Origin of the sequence: Nocardiopsis exhalans, assembly GCF_024134545.1 — a bacterium.
GTDB lineage: Bacteria > Actinomycetota > Actinomycetes > Streptosporangiales > Streptosporangiaceae > Nocardiopsis > Nocardiopsis exhalans.
Map to the genome: position 1 here is coordinate 1,080,827 of NZ_CP099837.1, position 25,309 is coordinate 1,106,135.

At 72.6% G+C, this 25,309-nt stretch carries 21 protein-coding genes, 1 pseudogene and 2 riboswitches; of the genes and pseudogenes, 10 read left to right on the forward strand and 12 right to left on the reverse strand.

Annotation, left to right across the window (positions count from 1 at the left end; translation table 11 throughout):
- Positions 1 to 83 precede the first annotated feature (83 nt).
- Positions 84 to 201: riboswitch (cobalamin riboswitch) on the forward strand.
- A gap of 35 nt (positions 202 to 236) precedes the next feature.
- The 4 genes from cobN to NE857_RS04860 are packed head-to-tail and all read left to right on the forward strand — an operon-like array spanning position 237 to position 6,752.
- Positions 237 to 3,827, forward strand: coding sequence for a cobaltochelatase subunit CobN (cobN, locus tag NE857_RS04845; RefSeq protein ID WP_254419976.1), 3,591 nt, complete (start codon positions 237 to 239; stop codon positions 3,825 to 3,827).
- A complete protein-coding gene (gene cobF, locus NE857_RS04850; protein ID WP_254419977.1) occupies positions 3,824 to 4,549 on the forward strand; it encodes a precorrin-6A synthase (deacetylating) in 726 nt (241 codons plus the stop codon). Before cobN ends, cobF begins: the two co-directional genes overlap by 4 nt.
- On the forward strand, positions 4,546 to 6,036 hold the full coding sequence (locus NE857_RS04855; RefSeq protein ID WP_254419978.1) for a cobyric acid synthase: 1,491 nt from the start codon (positions 4,546 to 4,548) through the stop codon (positions 6,034 to 6,036). The genes cobF and NE857_RS04855 overlap by 4 nt, the downstream gene beginning before the upstream one ends.
- Positions 6,033 to 6,752, forward strand: a complete 720-nt coding sequence (locus NE857_RS04860; protein WP_254419979.1) for a cobalt-precorrin-6A reductase — start codon at positions 6,033 to 6,035, stop codon at positions 6,750 to 6,752. The genes NE857_RS04855 and NE857_RS04860 overlap by 4 nt, the downstream gene beginning before the upstream one ends.
- A gap of 31 nt (positions 6,753 to 6,783) precedes the next feature.
- Here NE857_RS04860 and NE857_RS04865 read toward each other — a convergent pair.
- From NE857_RS04865 to NE857_RS04875, 3 genes and pseudogenes are all read right to left on the reverse strand, one after another.
- Positions 6,784 to 7,002: pseudogene (locus NE857_RS04865) on the reverse strand (Uma2 family endonuclease); the annotation flags it as partial.
- 1,422 nt (positions 7,003 to 8,424) lie between these two features.
- Positions 8,425 to 8,652, reverse strand: coding sequence for a DUF397 domain-containing protein (locus NE857_RS04870; protein WP_363319936.1), 228 nt, complete (start codon positions 8,650 to 8,652; stop codon positions 8,425 to 8,427).
- Between the two features lie 32 nt (positions 8,653 to 8,684).
- Positions 8,685 to 9,554 (reverse strand): helix-turn-helix domain-containing protein, encoded by an 870-nt coding sequence (locus tag NE857_RS04875; protein ID WP_254419981.1) that lies wholly within the window; start codon positions 9,552 to 9,554, stop codon positions 8,685 to 8,687.
- A 262-nt stretch (positions 9,555 to 9,816) separates the two neighbouring features.
- Here NE857_RS04875 and NE857_RS04880 point away from each other — a divergent pair, with 262 nt between their 5' ends.
- Entirely contained in the window at positions 9,817 to 10,374 is a 558-nt protein-coding gene (locus NE857_RS04880; protein WP_254419982.1) for an ATP-binding protein, read from the forward strand.
- A gap of 116 nt (positions 10,375 to 10,490) precedes the next feature.
- Positions 10,491 to 10,886: a hypothetical protein gene (locus tag NE857_RS04885; RefSeq protein ID WP_254419983.1), complete on the forward strand. Its 396-nt coding sequence runs from the start codon at positions 10,491 to 10,493 to the stop codon at positions 10,884 to 10,886.
- Positions 10,887 to 10,974: 88 nt separating this feature from the next.
- On the opposite strand, the gene NE857_RS04890 is transcribed toward NE857_RS04885, so the two are convergent.
- Positions 10,975 to 11,379: a DUF2306 domain-containing protein gene (locus NE857_RS04890; protein WP_425572132.1), complete on the reverse strand. Its 405-nt coding sequence runs from the start codon at positions 11,377 to 11,379 to the stop codon at positions 10,975 to 10,977.
- 75 nt (positions 11,380 to 11,454) lie between these two features.
- On the reverse strand, positions 11,455 to 12,408 hold the full coding sequence (locus NE857_RS04895; RefSeq protein WP_254419984.1) for a GlxA family transcriptional regulator: 954 nt from the start codon (positions 12,406 to 12,408) through the stop codon (positions 11,455 to 11,457).
- A gap of 70 nt (positions 12,409 to 12,478) precedes the next feature.
- Between NE857_RS04895 and NE857_RS04900 the strand changes: the two genes are divergently transcribed.
- The gene (locus NE857_RS04900; protein WP_254419985.1) at positions 12,479 to 13,318 is read left to right on the forward strand and encodes an alpha/beta fold hydrolase; all 840 of its coding nucleotides are present in this window, start codon (positions 12,479 to 12,481) and stop codon (positions 13,316 to 13,318) included.
- Positions 13,319 to 13,431: 113 nt separating this feature from the next.
- Positions 13,432 to 14,031 (forward strand): Uma2 family endonuclease, encoded by a 600-nt coding sequence (locus NE857_RS04905; RefSeq protein WP_254419986.1) that lies wholly within the window; start codon positions 13,432 to 13,434, stop codon positions 14,029 to 14,031.
- A gap of 31 nt (positions 14,032 to 14,062) precedes the next feature.
- Here the strand turns inward: NE857_RS04905 and cobBC are convergent, their stop codons facing one another.
- Genes cobBC through NE857_RS04920 form a run of 3 tightly spaced genes read right to left on the reverse strand, consistent with a single transcriptional unit; the run spans position 14,063 to position 19,211 of the window.
- Positions 14,063 to 16,444, reverse strand: a complete 2,382-nt coding sequence (gene cobBC, locus NE857_RS04910) for a bifunctional hydrogenobyrinic acid a,c-diamide synthase/histidinol phosphate aminotransferase CobBC (protein WP_254421870.1) — start codon at positions 16,442 to 16,444, stop codon at positions 14,063 to 14,065.
- A 41-nt stretch (positions 16,445 to 16,485) separates the two neighbouring features.
- Positions 16,486 to 17,100 (reverse strand): cob(I)yrinic acid a,c-diamide adenosyltransferase, encoded by a 615-nt coding sequence (gene cobO / locus NE857_RS04915; protein WP_254419987.1) that lies wholly within the window; start codon positions 17,098 to 17,100, stop codon positions 16,486 to 16,488.
- Entirely contained in the window at positions 17,100 to 19,211 is a 2,112-nt protein-coding gene (locus tag NE857_RS04920) for a VWA domain-containing protein (RefSeq protein WP_254419988.1), read from the reverse strand. Before NE857_RS04920 ends, cobO begins: the two co-directional genes overlap by 1 nt.
- A 48-nt stretch (positions 19,212 to 19,259) precedes the next feature.
- A riboswitch (cobalamin riboswitch) is annotated at positions 19,260 to 19,341 on the reverse strand.
- Positions 19,342 to 19,431: 90 nt separating this feature from the next.
- Between NE857_RS04920 and cbiE the strand changes: the two genes are divergently transcribed.
- Positions 19,432 to 20,676, forward strand: a complete 1,245-nt coding sequence (cbiE, locus tag NE857_RS04925) for a precorrin-6y C5,15-methyltransferase (decarboxylating) subunit CbiE (RefSeq protein ID WP_254419989.1) — start codon at positions 19,432 to 19,434, stop codon at positions 20,674 to 20,676.
- A gap of 199 nt (positions 20,677 to 20,875) precedes the next feature.
- On the forward strand, positions 20,876 to 21,478 hold the full coding sequence (locus tag NE857_RS04930; protein ID WP_254419990.1) for a Uma2 family endonuclease: 603 nt from the start codon (positions 20,876 to 20,878) through the stop codon (positions 21,476 to 21,478).
- Between the two features lie 33 nt (positions 21,479 to 21,511).
- Here the strand turns inward: NE857_RS04930 and cobM are convergent, their stop codons facing one another.
- Genes cobM through NE857_RS04950 form a run of 4 tightly spaced genes read right to left on the reverse strand, consistent with a single transcriptional unit; the run spans position 21,512 to position 25,297 of the window.
- Complete coding sequence (cobM, locus tag NE857_RS04935; protein WP_254419991.1) at positions 21,512 to 22,264, reverse strand: precorrin-4 C(11)-methyltransferase; 753 nt, start codon at positions 22,262 to 22,264, stop codon at positions 21,512 to 21,514.
- Positions 22,249 to 23,763, reverse strand: a complete 1,515-nt coding sequence (locus NE857_RS04940) for a precorrin-2 C(20)-methyltransferase (RefSeq protein WP_254419992.1) — start codon at positions 23,761 to 23,763, stop codon at positions 22,249 to 22,251. The genes cobM and NE857_RS04940 overlap by 16 nt, the downstream gene beginning before the upstream one ends.
- The gene (locus NE857_RS04945) at positions 23,760 to 24,425 is read right to left on the reverse strand and encodes a precorrin-8X methylmutase (protein WP_254419993.1); all 666 of its coding nucleotides are present in this window, start codon (positions 24,423 to 24,425) and stop codon (positions 23,760 to 23,762) included. The genes NE857_RS04940 and NE857_RS04945 overlap by 4 nt, the downstream gene beginning before the upstream one ends.
- Entirely contained in the window at positions 24,422 to 25,297 is an 876-nt protein-coding gene (locus NE857_RS04950; RefSeq protein WP_254419994.1) for a ferredoxin-like domain-containing protein, read from the reverse strand. The genes NE857_RS04945 and NE857_RS04950 overlap by 4 nt, the downstream gene beginning before the upstream one ends.
- Positions 25,298 to 25,309: the final 12 nt, after the last annotated feature.

Sequence of the window (25,309 nt, forward strand, 5' to 3'; positions counted from 1 at the left end):
GGCGCGGCTGAGACCGAGGGCGGGCCCGGCCCGCGGCCTCCGGGCTTCCCCGCCCGGGCACGGCCGCCCGCCTCCCGTTAAAGTGTGAGTCCTTTGCTCGTGGTGCAGGAACCCGGTGCGATTCCGGGGCGGTTCCGCCACTGTGATGCCCCGTCTCCTCACGGGGTGCAGCCAGACACTGGCCGCGGGCAGTCCTACCGCCGATGGGGCGAGAACCCCGAGGGAGGAATCCGACCATGACGGTACGGATCGCTCTGCTGTCCACCTCCGACACCGACCTGCTCTCCGCCCGCTCCAGCGGGGCCGAGTACGTCTGGGCCAACCCGTCCCGGGCCTCCGACGCCGAACTCACCGGCGCCGTCGAGCGGGCCGACCTCGTGGTGGTGCGCCTGCTGGGCTCCTCACACGACCTGTGGCCCGGTCTGTCCGCCGTCCGCGAGCGGGGCACACCCCTGGTGGTCCTCAGCGGAGAACAGCAGCCCAGCGCCGAGCTGATGGAGCACTCCACCGTCCCGATCGGGCTGGCCACCGAGGCCCACCGCTACCTCGCCGAGGGCGGCCCGGCCAACCTCGCCCGCCTGCACGCCTTCCTCTCCGACACCGTGCTGCTCACCGGTGAGGGGTTCGAACCCCCGGCCGCCCTGCCGCTGTGGGGCTTCCCCGATCGGGATCGCCCGGCCGCCCCCGACCTGCCACGGGTCGGCATCCTCTACTACCGGGCCCACGAGGCGGGCGGCAACACCGCCTTCGCGCACGCCCTGGCCGACGCCGTCGACGCGACCGGGCAGGCCGTGGGCGTGCCGGTCTTCGCCGGGTCGCTGCGGTCGGCCCCCGACGACCTCTACGAGGCGCTCGGCGACCTCGACACCCTGATCGTCACCGTCCTGGCCGCGGGCGGCAGCGTGCCCGCCTCGGCGAGCGCGGGCGGCGACGACGAGGCGTGGGACGTGGAGCGCATGGCCGCCCTGGACATCCCCGTCATCCAGGGCCTGTGCCTGACCAGCTCGCGTGCGGACTGGGAGGCCTCCGAGGACGGGGTCACCCCGCTGGACTCGGCCACCCAGATCGCCATTCCCGAGTTCGACGGCCGCATCATCACGGTGCCGTTCTCCTTCAAGGAGATCGACGGCGACGGCCTGCCCCGCTACGTCGCCGACCCCGAACGCTGCACCCGGCTCGCGGGCACCGCGGTCGCCCACGCGCGCCTGCGGCACATCCCCGCCGCCGAGAAGCGGATCGCACTGGTGCTGTCGGCCTACCCGACCAAGCACTCCCGCATCGGCAACGCGGTCGGCCTCGACACCCCGCGCTCCCTCGTGCGCCTGCTGCGCCGCCTGCGCCAGGAGGGCTACGACCTGGGCTCCCCCGAGGACCTGCCGGGTCTGGACCTCACCGACGAGACCGAGGCGGGCGACGCGCTGATCCACGCCCTGATCGAGGCGGGCGGCCAGGACGAGGACTGGCTGACGTCGGTTCAGCTCACCGACGCCCACGTGCGGATCACGGCCGAGCAGTACGCCGCCTGGACCGAGGGTCTGCCCGCCGCCCTGAAGGAGGCGATGCGGGAGAAGTGGGGCCCCGGGCCGGGGAGCCTCTACGTCAACGACGCGGGCGAGCTGGTGCTGGCCGCCCTGCGCGCGGGCAACGTGGTCGTCATGGTCCAGCCGCCGCGCGGGTTCGGGGAGAACCCGATCGCGATCTACCACGACCCCGACCTGCCGCCCAGCCACCACTACCTGGCGGCCTACCGCTGGCTGGAACACGGGTTCGGCGCGCACGCCGTCGTGCACCTGGGCAAGCACGGTTCCCTGGAGTGGCTGCCCGGCAAGAACGCCGCCCTGTCGGCGGAGTGCGCCACCGACGCCGTCCTGGGCGACCTGCCCCTGATCTACCCGTTCCTGGTCAACGACCCGGGAGAGGGAGCCCAGGCCAAGCGCCGCGCGCACGCCACGGTCGTCGACCACCTCATCCCGCCGATGGCCCGCGCCGAGACCTACGGCGACATCGCACGCCTGGAGCAGCTCCTCGACGAGTACGCCAACATCGCCGCGATGGACCCGGCCAAGCTGCCCGCGGTCCGGGGCGAGATCTGGGCGCTGATGCGCGCCGCCGAGATGCACCGCGACCTGGGCCTTGAGGAACGGCCCGACGACGAGGAGTTCGACGACTTCCTGCTGCACGTCGACGGCTGGCTGTGCGAGATCAAGGACACCCAGATCCGCGACGGACTGCACGTACTCGGTGAGGCGCCGGACGGGGAGACCAGGGTCAACCTGGTCATGGCCGTGCTGCGCGCCGCCCAGGTCTGGGGTGGCGTCGGTCAGGCGGTGCCGGGCCTGCGCGCCGCCCTCGGGCTCAAGGAGGACGCCCCCACCTCCGAGGTCGACGAGGTGGAGTCCCTGGCGCGCGGACTCGTGGAGCGGATGGAAGCGGCGGGCTGGGACCCGGCCGCCGTGGAGGGCCTGCACGACGACCCGGGGGTGCGCTCCGTCCTCGCCTTCGCCGCCGCCCAGGTGACACCGCGCCTGGCCCGGACCACCGACGAACTCGACCACGTCCTGCACGCGCTCGAAGGCGGGTTCATCCCCGCGGGCCCGTCCGGCTCTCCGCTGCGCGGGCTGGTCAACGTGCTGCCGACCGGCCGCAACTTCTACACCGTCGACCCGCGTGCCGTCCCCTCCCGGCTGGCCTGGCAGACCGGCCAGGCGATGGCCGACTCGCTGCTGCGCCGCCACCTGGAGGAGACCGGCACCTACCCGGAGTCGGTCGGCCTGTCGGTGTGGGGCACCTCCGCCATGCGCACCTCCGGCGACGACATCGCCGAGGTCCTGGCACTGCTGGGCGTGCGCCCCGAATGGGACGAGGCCTCCCGGCGGGTGTCCCGGCTGGAGGTGGTGCCGCTGGAGGAACTGGGCCGACCGCGCGTGGACGTCACGGTGCGCATCTCCGGTTTCTTCCGTGACGCCTTCCCGCACGTCGTGGCCATGCTCGACGACGCCGTCCAGCTGGTCGCCGACCTCGACGAGCCCGACGACCAGAACCACGTGCGCGCCCACACCCGGGCCGACCTGGCCGGGCACGGCGACCACCGCCGGGCCACCACCCGGATCTTCGGTTCGGCCCCCGGCTCCTACGGCGCGGGCATCCTGCAGGTCGTGGAGTCGGGCAACTGGCGCGACGACGCCGACCTGGCCGAGGTCTACACGGCCTGGGGCGGCTTCGCCTACGGGCGGGGCCTGGACGGCGTCCCGGCCGCCGACGACATGCGCGCCAACTACCGCCGGATCAGGGTCGCGGCCAAGAACATCGACAGCGCCGAACACGACATCGCCGACTCCGACGACTACTTCCAGTACCACGGCGGAATGATCGCCACCGTGCGGGCGCTGACCGGCGCGGACCCCAAGGCCTACGTCGGCGACTCCACCAACCCCGACGCGGTGCGCACCCGGCCCCTGGCCGATGAGACCGCCCGGGTGTTCCGCGCCCGAGTGGTCAACCCCCGCTGGATCGCGGCGATGCGCCGCCACGGCTACAAGGGCGCCTTCGAACTGGCGGCCACCGTCGACTACCTGTTCGGTTTCGACGCCACGGCCGGGGTCGTGCACGACTGGATGTACGAGAAGCTCGCAGCCGAGTACGTGATGGACGCGGAGACGCAGGAGTTCCTGCGCCGCTCCAACCCGTGGGCGCTGCACGGCATCGTCGAGCGGCTGCACGAGGCCGCCCGGCGCGGGCTGTGGGCCGAACCGGACCCGGAGACGATGCGGGCGCTCCAGGAGGTCTACCTGGAGGTCGAGGGCGACCTGGAGGAGAGGGCCGAGTGAGGGTGCGCATCCTGGGGATCGGGATGGGTCCCCAGCACGTCACCGGTGAGGTCGCCGAGGCCCTGCGCGGCTGCGACTACGCCGTCGCCGTCCGCAAACGGGACGACGACGGCCTGTTCGCCCTGCGCCAGGAGGTCTGTGCCGCCTTCGGGGTGCCGCTGGTGGCGGTGCCCGACCCCGAACGCGACCGAGACGACCCCGCCGACTACCCGGCGGCGGTCGCCGACTGGCACGAGGCGCGCGTGGCCGCCTTCGAACGGGTGCTGGGCGAGCGCGGCGGCGCCGCGGCCTTCCTGGTCTGGGGCGACCCCTCGCTGTACGACTCCACCCTGCGGATCGTGGCGCGCATCGTCGAACGCGGCAACGTCGCGCTCGACTACGACGTGCTGCCCGGGATCAGCGCCCCCCAGATCCTGGCCGCCCGGCACCGGATCGTGCTGCACGAGGTGGGCCGCCCGGTCCACGTCACCCCGGCGCGGCGGCTGCGCGAGGCCGTGGCGGCTGGCCAGGACAACATCGTCGTCATGCTCACCGGGCGGCACGGCTTCGAGGGCCTGGAGGACTGGTCCCTGTGGTGGGGCGCCAACCTGGGCGCCGACTCCGAGGAACTGGTCGCCGGACGGGTGGGCGAGGTACTGCCCGAGATCGAGGCGGCGCGCCGGCGGGCCAAGGACAAGGCCGGTTGGGTGATGGACACCGCGCTGCTGAGGAGACCCGAATGAGCGGGACGGGCGGTCTGCTGGTCGCCGGAACCACCTCCGACGCGGGCAAGAGCGTGGTCACCACCGCCCTGTGCCGGGCCTTCGCCCGCCGGGGCGTGCGGGTGGCGCCGTACAAGGCGCAGAACATGTCCAACAACTCCATGGTGTGCCTCGGTCCGGACGGCCGACCGGCGGAGATCGGCCGCGCCCAGTGGGCGCAGGCGCTCGCCGCCCGCGCCGTCCCCGAACCCGCGATGAACCCGGTGCTGCTCAAGCCCGGCAGCGATCGGCGCAGCCACGCCGTGCTGATGGGCCACCCCGCCGGGGAGGTGTCCTCCTCGAACTGGGAGGCGGGCCGCCGTCACCTGGCCGAGGCCGCGCACGCGGCCTACGACGACCTCTCCGACCGCTACGACGTCGTCGTCGCCGAGGGGGCGGGCAGCCCCGCCGAGATCAACCTGCGCGCGGGCGACTACGTGAACATGGGCCTGGCCCGGCACGCGGTGATGCCCGTGGTGGTGGTCGGCGACATCGACCGGGGCGGAGTCTTCGCCGCCATGTACGGCACGGTGGCGCTGCTGGAGCCCGCCGACCAGGAGCTGATCGCCGGTTTCGTGGTCAACAAGTTCCGGGGTGACCACGGCCTGCTCCAACCGGGCCTGGACGACCTGGAACGGATGACCGGCCGCCGGGTGTTCGGGACCCTGCCCTGGGACCCCGGGCTGTGGCTGGACTCCGAGGACGCCCTGGACCTGGAGGGACGGCGGGCCGACGGGGAGGCGGCGCTGCGCGTGGCGGTGGTGCGCCTGCCCCGGATCAGCAACTTCACCGACGTGGACGCGCTCGGCCTGGAACCCGGGCTCGACGTGGTCTTCGCCTCCGGGCCGCGCGACCTCGCCGACGCCGACCTGGTGGTGCTGCCCGGCACCCGCTCCACCCTCGCCGACCTGGCCTGGCTGCGCTCGCGCGGGCTGGACGCGGCGATCACCGAACACGTGCGCCGAGGGCGTCCGCTGCTCGGGATCTGCGGCGGCTTCCAGATGCTCGGCCGCACGGTCACCGACCCCGAGGGCGTCGAGGCCGCCCCGGGGTCCTTGGCCGAAGGCCTGGGCCTGCTGGACGTGTGCACCGACTTCACCGCCGAGAAGACCCTGCGGCTGCCCGAGGGCGAGGCGTTGGGCGCACCGGCCAGCGGCTACGAGATCCACCACGGACGCGTCACCGTGGGGGAGGGCGCGGAGGATTTCCTGGGCGGAGCGCGCGCGGGCAACGTCTTCGGCACCATGTGGCACGGCAGCCTGGAGGGCGACGCTTTCCGTGCCGCGTTCCTGGCCGAGGTGCTCGGGTACGGGCCGTCCGGGACGAACTTCCCCGCCGCGCGCGAGCGGCGGATGGACCTGCTCGCGGACCTGGCGGAGCGCTACCTGGACGTCGACACGCTGCTGGGGCTGGCCCGCGAGGGTGCGCCCGCCGGACTTCCCCTGCTCGGTCAGGAGCGTGTCCGATGAGACTCCTGTTGCTGGGCGGCACCTCCGAGGCCCGTGAACTGGCCGCCCTGCTGGTCGAGGCCGGTGTGGACGTGACGACGTCGTTGGCCGGACGGGTGGCCAGGCCGCGCCTGCCGGTGGGCAGGGTGCGGATCGGCGGCTTCGGGGGAGTGCCCGGGCTGCGCGCGGCGCTGGCCGACTACGACGCGGTGGTGGACGCCACCCACCCCTTCGCGCTCGGTATGACCGCGAACGCGGCGGCCGCCTGCACGGATGTCCCCCTGCTACGGCTGGAGCGGCCGGGCTGGGAGCCGGACCCGGCCTGGCACTACGCCGACACCCACGAGGAGGCGGCGGAGCTGGCGGCCGGGCTCGGTGAGCGGCCGTTCGTGACGGTCGGCCGTCAGGAGCTGGCCCGCTTCGTGCCCGACCTCGGTGGGTGTGCGGTCCTGGCCCGGGTGGTAGACGTGCCCGAGCTCGAACTCCCGGACGCCTGGCGCCTGCTGACCAGCCGGGGTCCGTATCACCTGGACGGTGAGCTGGAGCTGATGGCCGGGCACCGGGCGGACGTGCTCATCACCAAGGACTCCGGCGGCACCTACACCTGGCCGAAGATGGAGGCCGCGGGGAGGTTGGTCGTCCCGGTCGTGGTGGTGCGGCGCCCGCCCGGGCCGGAGGGCGTGCCCACGGTCCATAGGGTGTCGGACGCCTTCGACTGGGTGACCGGGCTGGGATGAGCGGAGGCCGTCGGCTGGTGCCCTGTGGCTGTCAGCGGGCGAACCGCTTCCTCAGCCCGTCGGTGTCCAGGGTGATCCCGGTACCGGGGATCCCGACCTCGTCGCCGTAGACGTGCCTCGACCGGTCCTGGTACTCACCGTGTTCGGGACGTGAGTGCACCACCACGGCGTTCACGGCGCGGTCCACCAGCAGGTAGACGGGGATTTCGGTGGCGGCGTAGGCGGCGGGTGGTGGTCGGTGACGGTCATGACGAGCTCCTAGGCGGCGGTCGCTGTGACCGACAGTTCGAAGCGGATGCGCTCGGCCGCGAGGGCGACGGCGAGACGGTCGGGAACCGAGGGGGGAACTCTCCGGTGTCCTTCGCCCGCTTGACGGATGCCTCCCAGACGTGGTCTGCGATGGGCATGTTCGTCTGTTTGCGGACGGGGCAGCGCTCGCTCAGTGCAGTGTCGGGGAGGCGCCCCTCGGCCTAGAAGCGGAGCAGGGTCTCCATCACACGGGCTGCGGACAGTCCGGCTTCGTCAGCGGTGTTCTGCACGGCTCGCCACGCGTCGGGGCCGACCTGCGGGCGCCTGACCGGCCAGCAGTGAGCCTTCGGGAAATTTCCGAGGACACGTGGTGCCTGTTCGCGGGTGGGTGCGGGTGGTTCCCCCGTTTCCCGCCGCTTGATGGTTGCCGTCTGCGCTGCGCGCGTCAAGGTCGTTCGTCCTCGCTTCGCTGCGGGCGCTCCACCTTGACCCGCTTCGCTACGACGGCGGTTGGCGGCTGTCGGGAAACGGGGGAGGAGTGGTCCGGGGTGGCCAACGGGCCCCAAGGGGCCCAACGGCAACTACCTCGGCCTTCGGCCGGTGCCTTCCCCAGCCCTGCGCGGAACGCCTGGCCGTGTCGCGGCCGGTCATTCGCCCGGACGGAAAAGCGGCAGCGAGGGAAGCAGGTTCCTCACCTCTGCGCGGATCGGGTCGCGTGTCGCGGCCGGTCATTCGATCCTGCGAAACAGCGGCGGTGCAGCGGCAGGGTCAGCGGGCCAGAGGACGGGTAAGGGCTGCCGGAGCCGGAGTCGGAGCTGGCGGCAGGCCGGGGCCGGTGGCCCGGGGGCCGAAACCCGCATCCCTGGCTGTCCGCTGCTTCCGAAACCCCTGAATCCCCGATGATCTTGCTACCAGGAGCAAGTTCGGCGCTGATTTCGCTTCTGGTAGCAAGATCATCTTCGGGGAGGGGACCTAAATCAGCCGGGGGGCGAAGATCCGGCCCTACCACCCCCAGACCTGGAAGCCCGGTGGGACGCGCCCGGACCCTACACAGCGGGCTCGGGCCCTTCGTCGCCGACCGGTCACTGGATGGCGACGCGCCTGCCGAGAAAGCCAGAGGGACGGGCGGGAATCCGGCCGGTCACGGTCGGACCGGGCGAAGCCCGGGTGCCGTTCGCCACCCGACCACACCTCCCCCGTTTCCCGACAGCCGCCAACCCGCCGCCCGTGGCGTGCGGGTCAAGGTGGAGCGCCCGCAGCGAAGCGAGGACGAACGACCTTGACGCGTGCGGTGCGGGCGGCCACACTCACGCGGCGGGAAAGGGGGGACCCAGGCGTACCCGCCTCGGAAAGGGAAGAAGGTAGGAACGCCCGGTTGCCCTCGGGGGAGCAGCGATAGCCGGGCGCTCCTGCTCTCGGCTGTTCAGGGGGAAAGGGCGGAGTAGAGGAAAGCCGTCCACTCGGAGCTGGGGAAGGGGAGGTGCCCGGCGGCGGGGTGCTTGGAATCCCGGACGGCGGCGCCGCAGGGGAGGTCAGCGACCTCTACGCAGTTCTGTCCAGCGCCGCTGTAGCTGCTCTTGTGGAAGCTGGCGGGGATGTGCGCCACCTCGACACAGTTCCCACCAGTGTCGGCGCTATGGCTGCTCTTCATCCACGTGAGATTGGCGAGGGCAGGCTTTGCGATCATGAGTAGCTCTCCATGACTTCCTGCAGTCGGACTTGCGATGGTGCGGGTTTCAACGCTGCCACCCTCAGGTGCTCAAACGCTATCTGGTGTTCTTTGATCTCAGACGGCTGCTCCAGGTAGACAGCACCAGTGCGATATTCGATATAGATGAGACCGGGGTCAACCGGATTCGGGAACCCCAGAATGGAGAAGCTCCCTGCCATGCCGGTATGGGCTCCGCTGGGCTGTGGGAGTACTTGAAGGGTCACCTTCGGGAGCTGTGAGAGCTCCAGAAGATGAGCTATCTGTCCTCGCATGACCTCGGCTCCGCCTACATCCCTGTGTAGGGCGGCCTCGTCGATCACACACCAGAAGCGTATGGGGTCTGCTCCGTGAAGGATCCTTTGCCGTGACATTCGGATGTCGACGCGGGCTTGGATTTCCTCTTGGCTGAGCTCTGCCGTGCCGTTCCTGTTGAGGGCCGTTGCGTACCCATGGGTTTGTAGCAGGCCTGGTACCAGGTGGGTCTCCCAGGCATAGATTTCGGATGCACCTTGCTCCAAGCCCAGGTACAGCGAGAACCACTTGGGTACGGCGACACCATCCTCCGGCTTCTCCCACCAGCCCTTCTTCTTCGCGTTGTGCGCAGCCTGGAGGTAGTGCTCTCGGCGCTCTTCTGGAACTTGGTAGAGGTCGAAGAGGATCTCCTCCAAGTCGCGGACACGCGGGGCAACCACCGCCGTCTCGATGTAGTGGAGCTTGCCCGGGGTGCATCGGAGCTTGGCGGCGACTTCCTTGCGGCTGAGGCCCGCCTCCACCCGAAGGCGCTTCAGTTCGTGGGCAAGCCACCGTCGCCACACGGTCGGACTTGATCCCATCTGCACCATCCTGTCTGTCTGAGGCCAGTCGATCGAACGTTAGTCGGCTCGGATCCGGGCTTCAGCCCCTTGGAGAAACCTGGCTGTCCAGGTTGGGGAATCGCTGGCGAAGCCCTGCCCGAAACTCTATATTGAAAATCAATATTGATTCTCAAGATCTTGAGGCGGTGGTAGAGCCCCACTCAGCGCAGCACGCCAAGGATGTGGGAGCTCGTAGCTGTACTGCCGACGCCTCTGTATCCAGTGGTTCACGCCGAGGAGTGTCTTCGTCATGCCTTCAACCGCGACTGTCCCCGCCCCCGTGCCCGTCCAGGGGGAGGCCACGGTGCCGCTGGCCAGCTTCATCCGCCCCTTCCAGCGGCACTACTTCTCCGGGACGCCCGAACGCCCCAACTACCGGGCGCGCAGCTACGACTTCGCCGGAACCCCCGCCGTGATGCCGCTGGTCCGCGCCTTCCTGGACACCTGCGCCGCCACCGAATCCGGCGACTACCGCTACCTCTTCACCCTGCTCGGCAGCGAGCTCGCCAACAACGCCATCCGCCACAGCCTCTCCGGGCACCCGGGCGGCAGCTACACCCTGCGCGTCCACCGCACCAAGGACGGACTGCACCTGACCTGCCGCGACCGGGGCGGGCTGCGCACCCGCAACGGTCGACTTGTCCCCGACCCCCACGGCCTGGACCCCGACGCCGAATCGGGCCGGGGCCTGGCCATGGTCAACGCTCTGGCCACCGCCTGGGGCGACAACGGCAACGCCGAGTACCGCAGCGTATGGCTCTACCTCGCCCACGGCCTGGACCGCAGCCGCTGGAACACCAACAACTGACACCACCGACTGACATGCCCCGCGCATGAGACGGGCCCAGGAAAGCGCGCCAACGCTTGCCCTGGGCCCTGAACCCCCGAAACCCAACACGGTCATATGCAAGGAAAGAGGATCTGATGCAGCACCCTATCCCGAGGCCCCGCCGCTCCGACGACTTCCGCCCCCTCCCGGCCCTCCCGCGCCGCCACCCCCTGGAAGGCCCCGCGTGCCGGGTGTGTGAGCACCCCTCCTGCCGACAGCGCCGTGCCCAGGACCTGCCCCGCCTGGGCGGCCACCGCTCCGAGTACGCCCGTGAACACCTCCAGGCCGCTCAGCTCCAGGCCCACCACCCCCACCTGGTCGTCTACTACGGCGAGGCCACCCAGTCCTTCTGGGCCGCCACCCCCACCGGCATGATCGAGGCCCCCGACGTCGACACGCTCCTCCTGGAGCTGTGGACGTACAGCGCCCCACCCGCCGTACGCCCCCGGTCCCGGTCCCACAACACGGGCCGCGTCCTCGCAGCGGCCTGACCGCGTCCGGACAGCGTCGCGGTGCGGTACCCCCGGCCTCCGTCAGGGACGATGGGAGTGCCGCACCGCCGACGATCCAGCCCCGCCCTCACCCCGGTGCGCGCTCCGGCACGCGCCGGGCGCCGCGCGGGCGGCGAAGGGTCCTGTGGATGACCCACTCGGCCACCACGATGTCGACCACCCATCCGGCTCCCATCAGCAGAGCCCTGATGAGCTGGTCGTACTCACCGACCAGGAGCGTCCAGGGCATATGGGTCAGCACCTGCGTCCCGGCTCCCGTCCCGATCGCGTAGGCGCGGATCATCCAGGCGCCGTGCCGGGCGAACTCCCGGCGACGCGCCGCCACGTAGCCCAGGACCAGGGCGAGGGCCATGGCCGTCCCGAACACCAGCCGCTGCACGGTCAGGAAGCCCGTGTCGATCGCCGGTATCGCGTAGAACAGCGTCATCCACAGCCCCGACAGCGCGGAGACCAGCCCCAGGGGGACGGGCAGCTGACCGGAGGCCCTGCGCCAGCGGGGCCCACGGACCGACCCGAGCCGCGGCCTTCCTGCCGGGTCCCTGGGTTCCTACCGGGCCTGGCCGAAGGCTCTCCGGTAGGCGCCGGGCGTCGTGCCCAAACCCGCCCGGAAGCGGCGGCGCAGGTTGACCGCCGAGACCAGCCCCACCCGGGCGGCGACGGCCTCCACCGGAAGGTCGGTCCGCTCCAACAGCTCCCGCGCCGCCTCCAGGCGTCGACGGAGCAGCCACTGCCCCGGACTGGTGCCCAACTGCTCCGTGAACCGCCGGGCGAGGGTGCGGGCGGACACCCCGGCGCGTTCGGCGAGCCGGTCGACGGTCAGCCGGGTGCCGAGCCGGTCCGCGGCCCAGTCCAGCAGCGGCGCCAATGACTCCTCCGACCTGGCCGGGACGGGCCGCGCGGCGTACTGGAGCTGGTTCCCCTCCCGGTGCGGTGGCAGCACCATGTTCCTGGAGACCTGGGCCGCGTACGCCGCGCCGTGGTCACGGCGCACCAGGTGCAGGTACAGGTCGATGCCCGCGCCGGTTCCGGCGCTGGTCGCCACGTCGCCGTGGTCCACGTAGAGCACACCGGGATCCACCCGCACCTCGGGGAAGTCGGAGGCGAGCCGGGCGGCGTGGCGCCAGTGGGTGGTGGCGCGGCGGCCGTCGAGCAGCCCGGCCGCGGCGAGGACGAACGCACCCGTGCAGGCGGACACGATCCTGGCCCCGCGCCCGTGGGCGGCCCGCAACGCCCCGGTGACGGTCGGCGGAACCGGTGCGGCGGGCGGTCGCCGACCCGGGACGACCACGGTGTCCGCCTCGCCGAGGGCGTCCAGCCCCGTGTCGACGATCATCGGGTACCCGGCGGTGGTCAGGAGGGGCCCGGGGGTCTCGGCGCAGATCCGGAAGTCGTAACGGGTCGGCGCGTCCGTCGTGACCATGCCGAAGACCTCTGCGGCGCAGGCGAGTTCGAAGGGTGACTGTGGCGGGCTGAGCAGTGCCACGACCCGGTGGAGGCGCATGGCAGGAATGTACCCGTGGGTGTCCTTCCAGGCTCTGTGCCGGTGGGCCGCTCCCGGCCACAGTGGTCCCATGAGCGAAACCACTGAGACAGGCGTGCGGAGGGCAGAGGTCCGGACCGGGAGCGGGACGGTCAGTTACCTGACCGCTGGCCGGGAGGGCCCGGCCGTGCTGTTGCTGCACGGAACCTACTGGAGCAGGGCCTGGCTGCCGGTGATGAGCAGGCTCGCGCAGGCGGGGCTGCGCCCCCTCGCGGTCGACTTCCCCGGGCTCGGACGTTCGGGAGGTGAGCTCACTCCGGAAACGGCCGCCGTCCCGGCCCTCGCCGAACGGGCGGCGGAGTTCGCGGCCGCGTTGGGGCTCTCCGGCCCCCTCGCCGTCGCGGGGCACGACATCGGCGGCGCCGTCGCCCAGCACCTGCTGGTCCACGGCCGGGTGGAGGTCTCCCGGCTGGCCCTGGTCAACTCGGTCACCTACGACTCCTGGCCGGTGCCCGGGGTGGCCCGGTTCCGGGACCCGGAGGTCGTCGCGGCGACCACCGCCGAGGAGTTCCTCGCCGCCCGCCGGAAGGCGGTGACGGCGGCGCTGGCCGGAGCCGCCACCGAGCGGCTCGTCGCCGACTACCTGGACCCGTTGAGCGACCCGCGGGTCCGGCGGTCCTGGATGGCGCTGGCGGGCGTGGCCGACAGCCGGTACACCCTCGACCTCGTCCCGGGGCTGCGGGGGAGCGCGGTGCCCAAGCTGTTGGTCTGGGGCGAGGACGACGGTTTCCAGAAGGTGGGTTACGCCGAGCGGTTCGTCTCGGAGATCCCGCGGAGCACGCTCGTACGGGTCCCCGGAGCGGGCCACATCCCGATGGAGAACGCCCCCGACCGGGTCGCCCGGGCCCTCGCGGACTTCTTCGCGCATTAGCGCGCCCGCCGAGCGGTCCCGGTGCCACGACACGACCACCAGGGGACAAGGGGATTCCCGGGCTCGACAGACAAACCAGTGGAGGGCAGATGCGTCTCATTTACCATGTCAGCATGACCGTCGCCGAGCATCACCCGACGCCAAGCCCTGAACCACCCATCACCCCCGAACTGTTCGAGCGCCTCGCCGAGATCGCCCGCAACGAGGAGGGAGCCACCCTCGAACACATCAACGGAAAGGTCTGGGTTCACAAGGTGACCGACGGGGCTCACGGCGGGATCCTCATGTGGCTGATGCGCGAATTCATGGCGCACCGACCCGACCTGGATCTCAATGTCACCGGCCAAGGCCTACGGATCGACCCTTATCGGAAGGGGCGCGCGCGGCCCGACGGTGTCCTCGCCCCCGTCGGTCATTTCAACCACTCAGGAGAGTGGGCCGACCCCGACGGTATTCTCGCCGTCGTCGAGGTGACTTCCTGGGACGCCGACACACACGCCCGGGACAGGGTGGAGAAGCCCGCTGCCTACGCCGATACCGGTATCGGCGTGTACTTGTTGGTGGATCGCGAGGCGAACACCGTCGTGGTGTATTCCCGGCCGGTGGGAGGTCGGTACCTGGACCGGTCGGAGCACCCCTACGGAGAAGCGGTCGAACTCCCGGGGATCGGGCTCGTCCTCGACACCGACGGTCTCAAGGATTTCGTCCGCTGAAACTCTCCGAGCTCGGTGCACGAACGGTCGACTAACTCCTAGCCAGAGCGGCGAGCAGCTTCCGTGTGGTCTCGGGCGGCCGCACGGCCACGCGCACCCAGTCAGGGCCCAGCCCGGGGAAGGTGTCGGCCCTGCGTACGGCGATGCCTTGCTCGCGCAGCCGGGCGTGGACCCCCTCGCCGACGCGGGCCAGCACGAAGGGGGCGCGGGAGGGCACGAACCCGATGCCGGCCTCCCGCAGCCCGGCTTCGAGGTCCGTGCGCCAGTCGTCGAACTCCTTCGCCCGGCGTTCCGCCTCCGTGCCCGCCTCGTCGCTCACGCAGGCGACGGTGGCGGCGATCGCGGGTGCCGACACCGACCAGGGCGTCTGGACCCGGGCCAGCCCGCGCACCACGGTCTCGTCGCCGACCGCGTATCCGGCCCGGATGCCGGGGACCGACCAGTGCTTGGTGAGGCTGCGCAGCACCACCAGGCCCGCGATCCGCTCACCGGCCAGGGACTCCGGTTCCCCCGGCAGGGCGTCCATGAAGGCCTCGTCGACCACGACCAGCCGACCGGGGCGGCACAGCCCGCGCAGCGACTCCGCTGAGTGCAGGACCCCGGTGGGGTTGGTGGGGTTGCCGACCATCACCAGGTCCGCGTCCTCGGGGACGGCGGCGGGGTCGAGGGCGAAGCCGTCGCTCTCAGCGCAGAGCACGGCGGTGACGGTGTGTCCGGCCTGTTCGAGAGCGGCGTGCGGCTCGGTGAACTGGGGGTGCACGACCACCGGGCGCTTCCACGGCCGCAGCCGGGCCAGGAGTGTGAACGCCTCGGCCGCTCCCGCCGTCGCCAGCACCTCGCCGCGCGCACGGCCGTGCCGGAGCGCGACGGCCTCGCAGGCGGGTTCGGGGTCGGGGTAGACGCCGACCCCGTCCAGGCTCGTGCGCAGGGTCCGGTCGAGCCAGTCGGGCCGCTCCCCCGGGTAGACGTTGACGGCGAAGTCCAGCAGGCCGTCGCGCGCCTCCACATCTCCGTGGTGGCGGAGCGGATCGGCCACCGGTTCGGTACCGGGGACGGTTGGTCGGGTGGTGGGGGAGGGCCTGACCGGCGCCGCCGGTGCTGGTGCTGGTGACGGAGCGTCATGCACGGCCTCAGCGAACCTGCTGGCCAGCCTCGGGTGCCCGGCCCAGTGCACATGCAGGTAGGAGGCGTGCAGGGTGGGGGAGGCGAACCCCTCCGGTGAGCCCTCCACCTCCCACGCCGGGTTCTCACCCCGGCCGGGGGTCAGCGCCGTGCGGTGGAACTCGTGGCCGGTGACCCTCTCACCGGCCCGGGTCAGCAGCGTGTCCCCGGGCGAGACCGCCTCGGGGTAGCGCAGGGTCAGCCGCTCGGTCATCCGCGCCCCGGCGGGCACCACCCCGGCCATGGGGGCGCCGTCCAGCGACTCGGCGAGGTAGAGCAGGCCCGCGCACTCGGCGACGGTCGGCACCCCGCCCCGGACGGCTTCGCGCAGGTCGGCGAGCAGGCTCCGGTTGGCCGCGAGCTCACCCGCGTACACCTCGGGGAACCCGCCGCCCAGGTACAGGCCACGGGTTCCGGCTGGCAGGGACGTGTCCGTGAGCGGGTCGAACGCGACGACGTCGCATCCGGCGGCGGTGAGCAGCTCCTCGGTCTCGGCGTAGCGGAAGGTGAAGGCCCGCCCCCCGGCGACCGCGACCACCGGCCGCTTTCCCGCGGTGGGTGCGCTCACCTCCCGGTCCGGGTCCCAGGGCCCGGCGTCCAGGTCGGGAGCGGAACGGGCCACCGCCAGCAGGGCGTCCAGGTCCACCTGGTCCGCGATCCGCTCGCCGAGCCGTTCCACCACCCGCGCCGACTCCTCGCGTTCGGAGGCCGGGACCAGCCCCAGGTGGCGGGAGGGGCGGGAGATCCGCTCGTCCCGGGAGACCACGCCGAACACGGGCAGACCCACCGAGCGGGTGATCTCGGCGACGTTGCGCGCCGAACCGGCCTTGTTGAGGATCACCCCGACGACCTCGACGGCCGGGTCGAAGTCCGCCATGCCCTTGACGAGTGCGCCCACCGACCGCGACATCCGGGACACGTCCACGACCAGCACCACCGGGGTACGGGTCAGGGCGGCCACGTGCGCGGTGGAGGCGAAGCCGCCGGTGCCCAGCCGCCCGTCGTGCAGGCCCATGACCCCCTCGACGACGGCGACGTCGGCGCCGCGGGCCCCGTGCAGGAGCAGCGGCGCCACCCGGTCCTCACCGACCAGGTGGGGGTCCAGGTTGCGGCCGGGGCGGCCCGTGGCCAGGGCGTGGTAGCCGGGGTCGATGTAGTCGGGGCCGACCTTGTGGCCGCTCACCCGGTGCCCGGCGCCGCCGAGCGCGGCCATCAGCCCGGTCGCGACCGTGGTCTTGCCCTGACCGGTCATCGGCGCGGCGACCACCAGCCGGGGCAGGGCCACCGGGGTGGTCACCACTCGATACCCCGCTGGCCCTTGCGGCCCGCGTCCATCGGGTGCTTGACCTTGGCCATCTCGGTGACCAGATCGGCGGCCTCGACGAGCCTGGGATCGGCGCGGCGGCCCGTGACGATCACGTGCTGGCGGCCCGGCCGGTCCCGCAGCGCGGCCACGACGTCGTCGGCGTCGACCCAGCCCCAGTTGATCGGGTAGGTGAACTCGTCGAGGATGAGCAGGTCGTGGCGTTCGTCGGCGAGACGGCGCTTGATCTCCTCCCAGCCCTCGGCGGCGTCCGCCTCGTGGTCCTCCTCGTTGCCCTTGCGGCGGCTCCACGACCAGCCCGAGCCCATCTTGTGCCACTCCACGGGGCCGCCCTCGCCGGTCTCCTCGTGCAGCTTCCCCAGGCGTTCGAGCACGGTCTGCTCGCCGATGCGCCACTTGGCCGACTTGACGAACTGGAACACCCCGATCCGCCACCCCTGGTTCCAGCCGCGCAGAGCGAGGCCGAACGCGGCGGTCGACTTGCCCTTGCCGTCACCGGTGTGGACGGCGAGCACCGGCTGGTTGCGGCGCTGGCGTGTGGTGAGTCCGTCGTCGGGGACGACGGACGGCTTGCCCTGCGGCATCAGGCGGCCCTTTCTCGAACGGCGGTGCTCAGAGCGTCGGCGTTGACCTCGCCGACGGGGAGGTGGTCGGCGCCCAGACGGGCGGCCAGGTCGCCCGCCAGACCCAGGCGCATCGGGCCGGACTCACCGTCCACGACGACGGCGGCCACCCCCAGGGCGGCGACGTGGTCGGCCGCCTCCAGTGAGCGGCCCACCGCGCCCCGGCCGCCGGTGGCGCGGCCGTCGGTGACCAGGACCAGGAGGGGGCGCTGCCTGGGGTCCCGCAGGTGTTCGCGCCGCAGCACCCGGGCGGCCTCCAGCAGGCCCTCGGCCAGGGGGGTGCGGCCTCCGGCGGGCATCTCGTCCAGGCGGGTGGCGGCGACGTCGACCGAACGGGTCGGCGGCAGGGTGAGCTCGGCTCCGGCGCCGCGGAAGGTGACGAGGCCCACCTTGTCGCGGCGCCGGTAGGCGTCCAGGAGCAGGGACAGCACGGCCGTCTTGACCTCCTTCATGCGCTTGCGCGCCGCCATGGATCCGGAGGCGTCGACGCAGAACAGCACGAGGTTGCTCTCCTGGCCCTCCCGGACCGCCACCCTCAGGTCGCGGGGGCGCAGGCGGACCCGGCCGCCGCCGGGCGGGCACGAGGATGCCGCCGCCTTGACGGTCTCCACCAGGTGCAGCGAGGTGCCGGCCGCCTCACCGGGCCGGGCGGCGCCGATCCGGCGTCCCCGGGCGCCGACGGCCCGGCTGCGGCGTCCGTCGGCGCCCGTCCCGGTGCCCCGCACGGTGAACGTCCTGGGACGGTAGGGGGCGCTCGCCTTGACGGCGGTGCCCGCCGGCGTCTCCGGCCGGTCCTCGTCGGACTCCTCCGGGGTGCGCGGCGGCTCGGCGGGCTGTTCGGTCCCGGCGGGGTCGGACTCTGAGGGGTCCGCCTCCGCGGACTCGGGCAGGCCGTCCTCGGGGCCCTGGGCGCCGGGACCGCCCTCGGGGCCCTCCGGCTGCTCGGCGCCGTCGTCGGGGTCGTCGGGAGCGTCGGGGGCGTCGGACCCCTCCGGCGGGTTCGGGCCGCTCTCCGGCGGGGTCGGGTCCGGAGGGGGCTCCTCGTCCCCGAGGATCCGGTCCAGGAGCTCCTCGTCCAGCCCCGGCGCGTCGAACGGGTTCCGGCGGCGCCGGTGCGGCAGGGCCAGCAGCGCCGCCCGCCGGATGTCGGCCAGGGTGACCAGTGTTCGTCCCTGCCAGACGGCGTGGGCCACGGCGGTGCGCGCGGTGACGATGTCGGCACGCAGTCCGTCCACCTCGAAGGCCGCGCAGACCTCCGCGATCTTCAACAGCGCCGCCTGGGACAGCTCGACACGGCGCAGTGCCCCGCGGGCGGCCGCGATGCGCTCCGACAGCGCCCGCTCAGCCTTCTCGTAGCGCTCGGCGAAGGCCGCGGGGTCGGAGTCGTAGGACATCCGGCGGCGCACCACCTCGACCCGGGCGTGCGGGTCGGTCGGCGCGCTGACCTCCACGGTCAGCCCGAACCGGTCCAGGAGCTGCGGGCGCAGCTCGCCCTCCTCGGGGTTCATCGTGCCGATGAGGAGGAAGCGGGCGGCGTGCTCCACGGAGAACCCGTCGCGCTCCACCGTCACCCGGCCGGTGGCCGCGGCGTCCAGGAGCAGATCGACCAGGTGGTCGTGGAGCAGGTTGACCTCGTCGACGTAGAGCAGCCCCCGGTGGGCGCGGGCCAGCAGACCGGGCTCGTAGGAGACCTGGCCGTGCGCGAGCGCCTGCTCCAGGTGCAGGGAGCCGAGAACGCGGTCCTCGGTGGCGCCCACAGGCAACTCGACCAGGCGCACGGCACGGCTCTCCACCGCCGTGCCGGGCGGGAAGGGACCGTCCGGAGAGGGCTGGAGCGGGTCGGCCGGGTCGACGGAGAAGCGGTCGCCCCGGTGGACCTCCACGTGCGGGAGCAGGGACGCCAGGGCCCGTACCGCCGTGGACTTGGCCGTGCCCTTCTGGCCGCGGACCAGCACGCCGCCGATCTCGGGGGAGATACTGGCCAGGACCAGGGAGAGACCGAGATCGTCGAGTGGCTCGGCGTCGCAGCCGACGATCGCTGAGAAGGGATAGTGCGACTCGCGCAATGGCATGTGAGGCTCCCGCTCGTTTCGCCACAGGTCATGGGCGGGCGCGGGGCCGGTCTTCGGACTTGCCGGGTCCTCCTGGTCGGAGGCTCGGTTCACCGCAGCGGGCCTGTGCCGGAATCTCACCGGGCTTCCCAGATTCTCCCCTGTCGCCTTCCCCACCGTTTCCGATGGCGGGGCGGTCGGGGCACCTCGCGCCTTCGGCCGCCACGATAGCGTCCTGTGCATGCGGCTTCAGGCGTCCCCTCCCCGAATCACCGTCGTCGGTATCGGCGCCGACGGCTGGCCAGGCGTGCCCGAGAGGCTGCGCGAACTGGTCCTGGCGGCCCAGGTCGTGCTGGGCGGCCGCAGGCACCTGGAGATGCTGCCGCCCGGACCCGGACAGCACCGGCAGGTGTGGCCCTCGCCCCTGAGCGAAGGGCTGGTGCCGCTGCTGGAATCCCTGGCGGGCCGTGAGGTCGTGGCCCTGGCCTCGGGTGACCCGATGGTGTCGGGGATCGGGACCACGCTCGTCGGCCTGCTGGGCGCGGACGCGGTTCGGGTGGAGCCCGCCGTCTCCTCGGTGTCCCTGGCCCGGGCGCGGATGGGCTGGTCGGCCGAAGGATGCGCGGTGGTGAGCCTGGTCGGCCGGGACCCGCGCGTGGTCCTGCGGCGGCTCGCACCGGGACGCCGCGTTCTGGTGCTGTCCTCCGGCGCCGCCACTCCGGCGACGGTCGCCGCCCTGTTGGCCGGAGCGGGCTACGGGGAAAGTCGCATGACCGTACTCGGCGACCTGGGCGCGTCCACGGAGTCCCGGCTCTCCACCACCTCGGCCGGATGGCTGGCTGCCCCGCCCGAACAGGTCCCCGCGCTGCACGTGCTGGCCCTGGAACTGGCCGGGGGCCCCGGGCTCGGGGTGCTCGCCGGGCTGCCGGACGACGCCTTCGAGCACGACGGACAGCTCACCAAGCGGGACCTGCGGGCCTCGGCCCTGGCCCGGCTGGCGCCCTCTCCCGGCGAACACCTGTGGGACGTGGGGGCGGGCGCCGGATCGGTCGGGATCGAATGGATGCGCGCCCACCGCGCCTGCAGGGCCACGGCCGTGGAGGCCGACAGCGGGCGGGCCGAGCGGATCGGGCGCAACGCGGGGCGGCTCGGGGTCCCCGGCCTGGACGTGGTCACCGGGCGGGCCCCGGACGCCCTGGCCGGACTGGTCGCGCCCGACGCGGTGTTCGTCGGCGGCGGCGCCACCCGGCCCGGCGTGCTCGACGCCTGCCTGAGCGCGCTGCGCCCCGGGGGCCGTCTGGTGGTGCACGGGGTGACCCTGGAGACCGAGCAACTGCTGGCCCACGCCTACCGGACCCACGGCGGAGAGCTGACCCGCCTCGCGGTGGAGTCGGCGGCGCCCATCGGAACCTTCACCGGCTGGGCCCCCGCGCGCACCGTCACCCAGTGGGCCCTGTCCGTACCGGTCCGACACGACTTGGAGTGACTCGGGCGGTACCGGGGATGCCTCGGCCCCCTCCGGATTCCACTGTCTTCCGCCCTCAGCTCCTCCTCGGCGTTACCCTGGCCATGTGCGGGGCATGAACCACCACACTCGGTTGCTTCCCCGACAAGCCGCCGAACACCCGGGCCTGAGGCCGTGTCCGCGTCATCGCCACCCGTCGCTGAATCACTCAGGGGGACACATGACCGTCGCAGAGCACTACCCGCCGCCCGAAACGCCGACGCTCCCGATGAGCCCCGAGTTGTTCGAGCACCTCGCGGAACAGGCATTCGAGGCCGACCGCGTTCGTATGGAGATGTTCAACGGGAAGGTCTGGGTCCACAAGGTGACCGACGGAGCCCACGCGGGGATCCTCACCTGGCTGATGCGTGGGTTCATGGCCCATCGCCCCGATCTGGACCTCCTCACCAGCGGACTGGGAATCAAGGTCGACACCTATCGCAACGGGCGCGCCCGTCCCGACGGTGTCCTCTCACCGATCGGTCACTTCGACCAGGCGGGGGAATGGGCTGACCCGGACGGAGTCCTGGCCGTGGTCGAGGTCACCTCCTGGGACGCCGACACCCATGCCCGTGATCGTGTCGAGAAGCCCGCCGCCTACGCGGCCACCGGAATCGGCGTCTACCTTCTGGTGGACCGGGACGCCAACGCCGTGGTGGTGCACAGCCGACCCGTTCAAGGCCAGTACCTGGACCGAAGCACCCATCCCTACGGTGAGGCCGTTCCCATCCCCGGTATCGGCGTCACCCTGGACACCACCGGGCTCAAGCGCTTCACCCGCTGACGCGGCTGACCGGGGCCAGGCACAGGGGCGTGGTCAACGGCGCCGCGCCGGGTCGTACAGGTACGACTCGCCCCCCGACCGGGGATCGAGCGCCCGCCCCACCAGGATCACCGCAGCCTGGCGCAGGCCCGCCTCCTCGACCGCGTCGGCGATGGTGGCGACCGTGCCGCGCAGCACCGCCTCGTCCGGCTGGCTGGCCCGGTACACGACCACGACCGGGCAGTCCGCGCCGTACTCGGGCTCGACCCGCCCCATCAGCTCCCGCACCCGGCGGATCGCCAGGTGCAGCACCAGTGTGGCCCGGGTCGCGGCGAACGCGGCCAGGGACTCCGACTCCGGCATGACGGTCGAGCGGGCCTGGGTCCTGGTCAGCACCACCGACTGGGCCACCAGCGGCACCGTCAGCTCACGTCCCGCCAGCGCCGCCGCCGCGGCGTAGGCGGGAACCCCCGGGGTGACGTCCCACGGGACGCCGCGGTCGTCGAGGCGGCGGGTCTGCTCGGCCAGCGCCGAGTACAGCGAGGGGTCGCCCGAGGTCAGCCGGACCACGTCGAGGCCGTCGCCGTGCGCGGCGACGAGCCGTTCGGTGATGCGGTCCAGGTCCAGGCCCTGGGTGTCCACGAGCTCGGCGCCGGGCGCGCAGTGGTTCAGTACCTCCGGGTCCAGGTAGGTCCCCGGGTACAGGACCACGTCCGCCCCGGCGAGCATCCGGGTGGCCCGGACGGTGAGCAGGTCGGCGGCGCCCGGACCGGCCCCCACGAAGTGCACGGTCACGGCTTCACCCACCTCGGCGTCCAGACTCTCCCCGAGGGCGAGACCCGTGTACCCGAGGCGCCGACGATGAACAGGCAGCGCATGTCGATACCGGCCGGGTCGAGTTCGCCCAGGGTGGTCACCGTCAGGGACTCACCCTCGCGACCGATGCCGCGCCCGACCACGACGACCGTTTCGGGTTTGCGGTGTTCCAGCAGGACCCTGACCGCCGTGGCGATCTGTTCGGTGCGTGAACGCGAGGCCGGGTTGTAGACCGCGAGCGCCATGTCGGCCTCGGCGACGGCGCGCAGCCGACGTTCGACCACCTCCCAGGGCTTGAGCCGGTCCGACAGGCTCATCACCGCGAAGTCACCGCCCACGGGGGCGCCCGCCCGGGCCGCGACCGCCTGCACGGCGCTGACACCCGGCAGCACCTGGATCGGAACCTCCGCGTACTCGGGGTCCTCGGCGGCCTCGAAAACGGCGGTGGCCATGCCGAACACCCCGGCGTCCCCGCCGGAGACCACCGCCACCCGCTCCCCTTGGCGGGCCAGGTCGAGGGCGAGGCGGGCACGATCGAGTTCGACGGTGTTGCCGGAGGCGTGCCGGGTCAGGCCGGGGCGCTGCGGGACACGGTTGACGTAGGGGCCGTAACCCACCACGTGGTCGACCTCGGCCAGCGCGGCGGAGGCCTCGGGGGTGAGCCAGTGGTCGGGGCCGGGACCCAGCCCGACGACCAGGAGTTCGGCGGCCGCGGCGGCGGGCTCGGCGGCCTGGGGCTCCGGTACCGCCTGTTCGCGGGACCTCCTGCCGTTGCGGCTGTCCCCGGTGACCAGGACCAGGGAGAAGTAGGGCACCGTGGCCGGGTCGACCTCGGCGACGGGGAGCCTGCGCTCACCCTCCATGGAGGCGCGCTCCACGTACACGGCGTGCTCCAGCCGCCCGGCCGACTCCAGCGCGCGGCGCACCGCGGGGAAGGTCCGGCCCAGCTTCATGATCACCGCCGCGTCGGTGTCCGCCAGACGGCGGGCCAGCTCCGACTCGGGCAGGGTGCCGGGCAACACCGTGAGCACGTCGGTCTGCCGGACCAGCGGAGCCGCCGCCGCTGCCGCCGCCGCGCCGAACGCCGGGACCCCGGGCACGATCTCGGTCTCGTACCGCTCGGAGAGCCGGTCGTGCATGTACATGTACGAGCCGTAGAACAGCGGGTCGCCCTCGGAGAGCAGGACCACGTCGCGCCCGGCGTCCAGGTGCGCGGCCAGCCGCGCCGCGGAGTCCTCGTAGAAGTCGGCCAGCGCCCCCGCGTACCCGCCCGGGTGGTCGGTCGCGCCGGTGGTGACCGGGTAGGTGAGCTGTTCCTCCACCGCCGAGTCCGGGATCAGGGAATCGGCGATACGGCGGGCGTTGGACCGCTTGCCCACACCCGCGTGGTAGGCGACGACGTCGGCGGCGGCGATCAGCCGGGCCGCCTTCAGGGTGATCAGCTCGGGGTCGCCGGGGCCGACACCCACGCCGTGGAAACGTCCGGTCACTCCTCCTCCTTGGCGAGTGCGTTGAGAGCTGAGCAGGTCATCGCGGAGCCTCCGCGACGCCCGCGGACCGTCACGTACGGGATGTCGGTACCGTGCAGCCTCGCGAACTCGGCGAGCGCCTGCTTGGACTCGGCGGCACCGATGAAACCGACCGGGCAGCCGATGATCGCGGCTGGTCGGGGCGCCCCGTCGGCCAGCATCTCCAACAGGTGGAACAGCGCGGTGGGGGCGTTGCCGACGGCGACCACGGCGCCCTCGAGCAGCGGTTCCCACAGGGACACCGCGGCCGCGGTACGGGTGGTGCCCCATACCCGGGCCAGGTCGGGGACCCTGGTGTCGCCGAGGAAGCAGAGCACCTCGTTGTCGCTGGGCAGGCGGTGCGCCGTCACCCCGCTGGCCACCATGCGCGCGTCGCACAGGATCGGTGCGCCGCCCTCCAGGGCCGCCCGGGCGGCGGGGACCAGGTCGGGGTGGACCACCAGGTCCTCGGCCAGGTCCACCTGGCCGGTGCCGTGAATCATCCGCACGGCCAGCCGTTCGGCGTTGGCGGGCAGGTGCTCCAGGCGGGCCTCGCGCCGGATGGTGGCGAAGGAGTCGACGTAGATCGCGGGACCGTCGTCGACGTACTCGTAGTGCCGGTTCGGCCGACGCGGTTCGGTCACTGTGCCTCCCCGGGGACGAGGGCGCCGCGCCAGGGCGTGACGACGAGTTCTCCGTGTCCTGCGTCCGAAGCCCTCCCGGTGAGGTCCTCCACCGCACCGTGGTCCAGCCCTCGGTCGGTGATGCGCATGTGGAATCCGCCTCCGGGCACGGGCCCGTACGGCAGGGGAGGCGAGGGCTCCGGCAGCCGCGGGTCGGGCGGTGACGGCTCGGCCAGCGGCGCGGTGAGCTCGGCCACGTGCCACGGCGCGGTGGGGCCCTCTCCGCGACGGTCAAGGAACTCGTCCGCGAACCGCAGGAGCGCGGCGGGGGCCTCGTCGAGCGGGACCACCGGCCCCCAGTCCTCACCCAGCCTCAGTTGGGCGAGGTGCTCGTCCAGGGCGACGAGCCCGAGGTCGCAGGACCGGTCGAGCAGGTCGCCGCGCCCGTCGTCCAGCACGAACAGGAAGCGCCCGGGCAGCTCGGCGCGGCGCGGGACGGAACACAGCATCGTGTCCAGGGCCGAGGCGAGGGGGCGCAGGTCGGACCGCCCGCCGGCCGGGGCCCGCTGACCGGTGCAGGGGGAGACCATGATGTTGCGCACGAGTTCGTGGCTGGGGCAGGGCAGCAGACCGGTCCCCTCCAGGGCGCGCCGTACCTCGGGGAGCAGGTTCCCCCGGTCACCCGGCAGGCCGCGTAGCTGGAGGTTGGCCCGGCCGGTGACGTGGATTCGTCCGGTTCCGTACTCCTCGGACACGGCGGTCAGGGCGAGCAGCGAGTCGGCGGGGAGCCGGCCGCCGACCAGGCGCAGGCGGACCAGCAGCCCGTCGTCGGCGGACCAGGGTCTGAGTACGCCGGGGCAGCGGTCACGCCGCGTGCGGGCCACATCGGGCATGCGTGTCCTTCG

Coding starts and splice junctions, on each gene's coding strand:
- cobN (WP_254419976.1), top strand. CDS start 237: ATGACGGTACGGATCGCTCTGCTGTCCACCTCCGACACCGACCTGCTC.
- NE857_RS04855 (WP_254419978.1), top strand. CDS start 4,546: ATGAGCGGGACGGGCGGTCTGCTGGTCGCCGGAACCACCTCCGACGCG.
- NE857_RS04860 (WP_254419979.1), top strand. CDS start 6,033: ATGAGACTCCTGTTGCTGGGCGGCACCTCCGAGGCCCGTGAACTGGCC.
- NE857_RS04870 (WP_363319936.1), bottom strand. CDS start 8,652: ATGAAGAGCAGCCATAGCGCCGACACTGGTGGGAACTGTGTCGAGGTG.
- NE857_RS04875 (WP_254419981.1), bottom strand. CDS start 9,554: ATGGTGCAGATGGGATCAAGTCCGACCGTGTGGCGACGGTGGCTTGCC.
- NE857_RS04880 (WP_254419982.1), top strand. CDS start 9,817: ATGCCTTCAACCGCGACTGTCCCCGCCCCCGTGCCCGTCCAGGGGGAG.
- NE857_RS04885 (WP_254419983.1), top strand. CDS start 10,491: ATGCAGCACCCTATCCCGAGGCCCCGCCGCTCCGACGACTTCCGCCCC.
- NE857_RS04895 (WP_254419984.1), bottom strand. CDS start 12,408: ATGCGCCTCCACCGGGTCGTGGCACTGCTCAGCCCGCCACAGTCACCC.
- NE857_RS04900 (WP_254419985.1), top strand. CDS start 12,479: ATGAGCGAAACCACTGAGACAGGCGTGCGGAGGGCAGAGGTCCGGACC.
- NE857_RS04905 (WP_254419986.1), top strand. CDS start 13,432: ATGACCGTCGCCGAGCATCACCCGACGCCAAGCCCTGAACCACCCATC.
- cobBC (WP_254421870.1), bottom strand. CDS start 16,444: ATGACCGGTCAGGGCAAGACCACGGTCGCGACCGGGCTGATGGCCGCG.
- cobO (WP_254419987.1), bottom strand. CDS start 17,100: ATGCCGCAGGGCAAGCCGTCCGTCGTCCCCGACGACGGACTCACCACA.
- NE857_RS04920 (WP_254419988.1), bottom strand. CDS start 19,211: ATGCCATTGCGCGAGTCGCACTATCCCTTCTCAGCGATCGTCGGCTGC.
- cbiE (WP_254419989.1), top strand. CDS start 19,432: ATGCGGCTTCAGGCGTCCCCTCCCCGAATCACCGTCGTCGGTATCGGC.
- NE857_RS04930 (WP_254419990.1), top strand. CDS start 20,876: ATGACCGTCGCAGAGCACTACCCGCCGCCCGAAACGCCGACGCTCCCG.
- NE857_RS04950 (WP_254419994.1), bottom strand. CDS start 25,297: ATGCCCGATGTGGCCCGCACGCGGCGTGACCGCTGCCCCGGCGTACTC.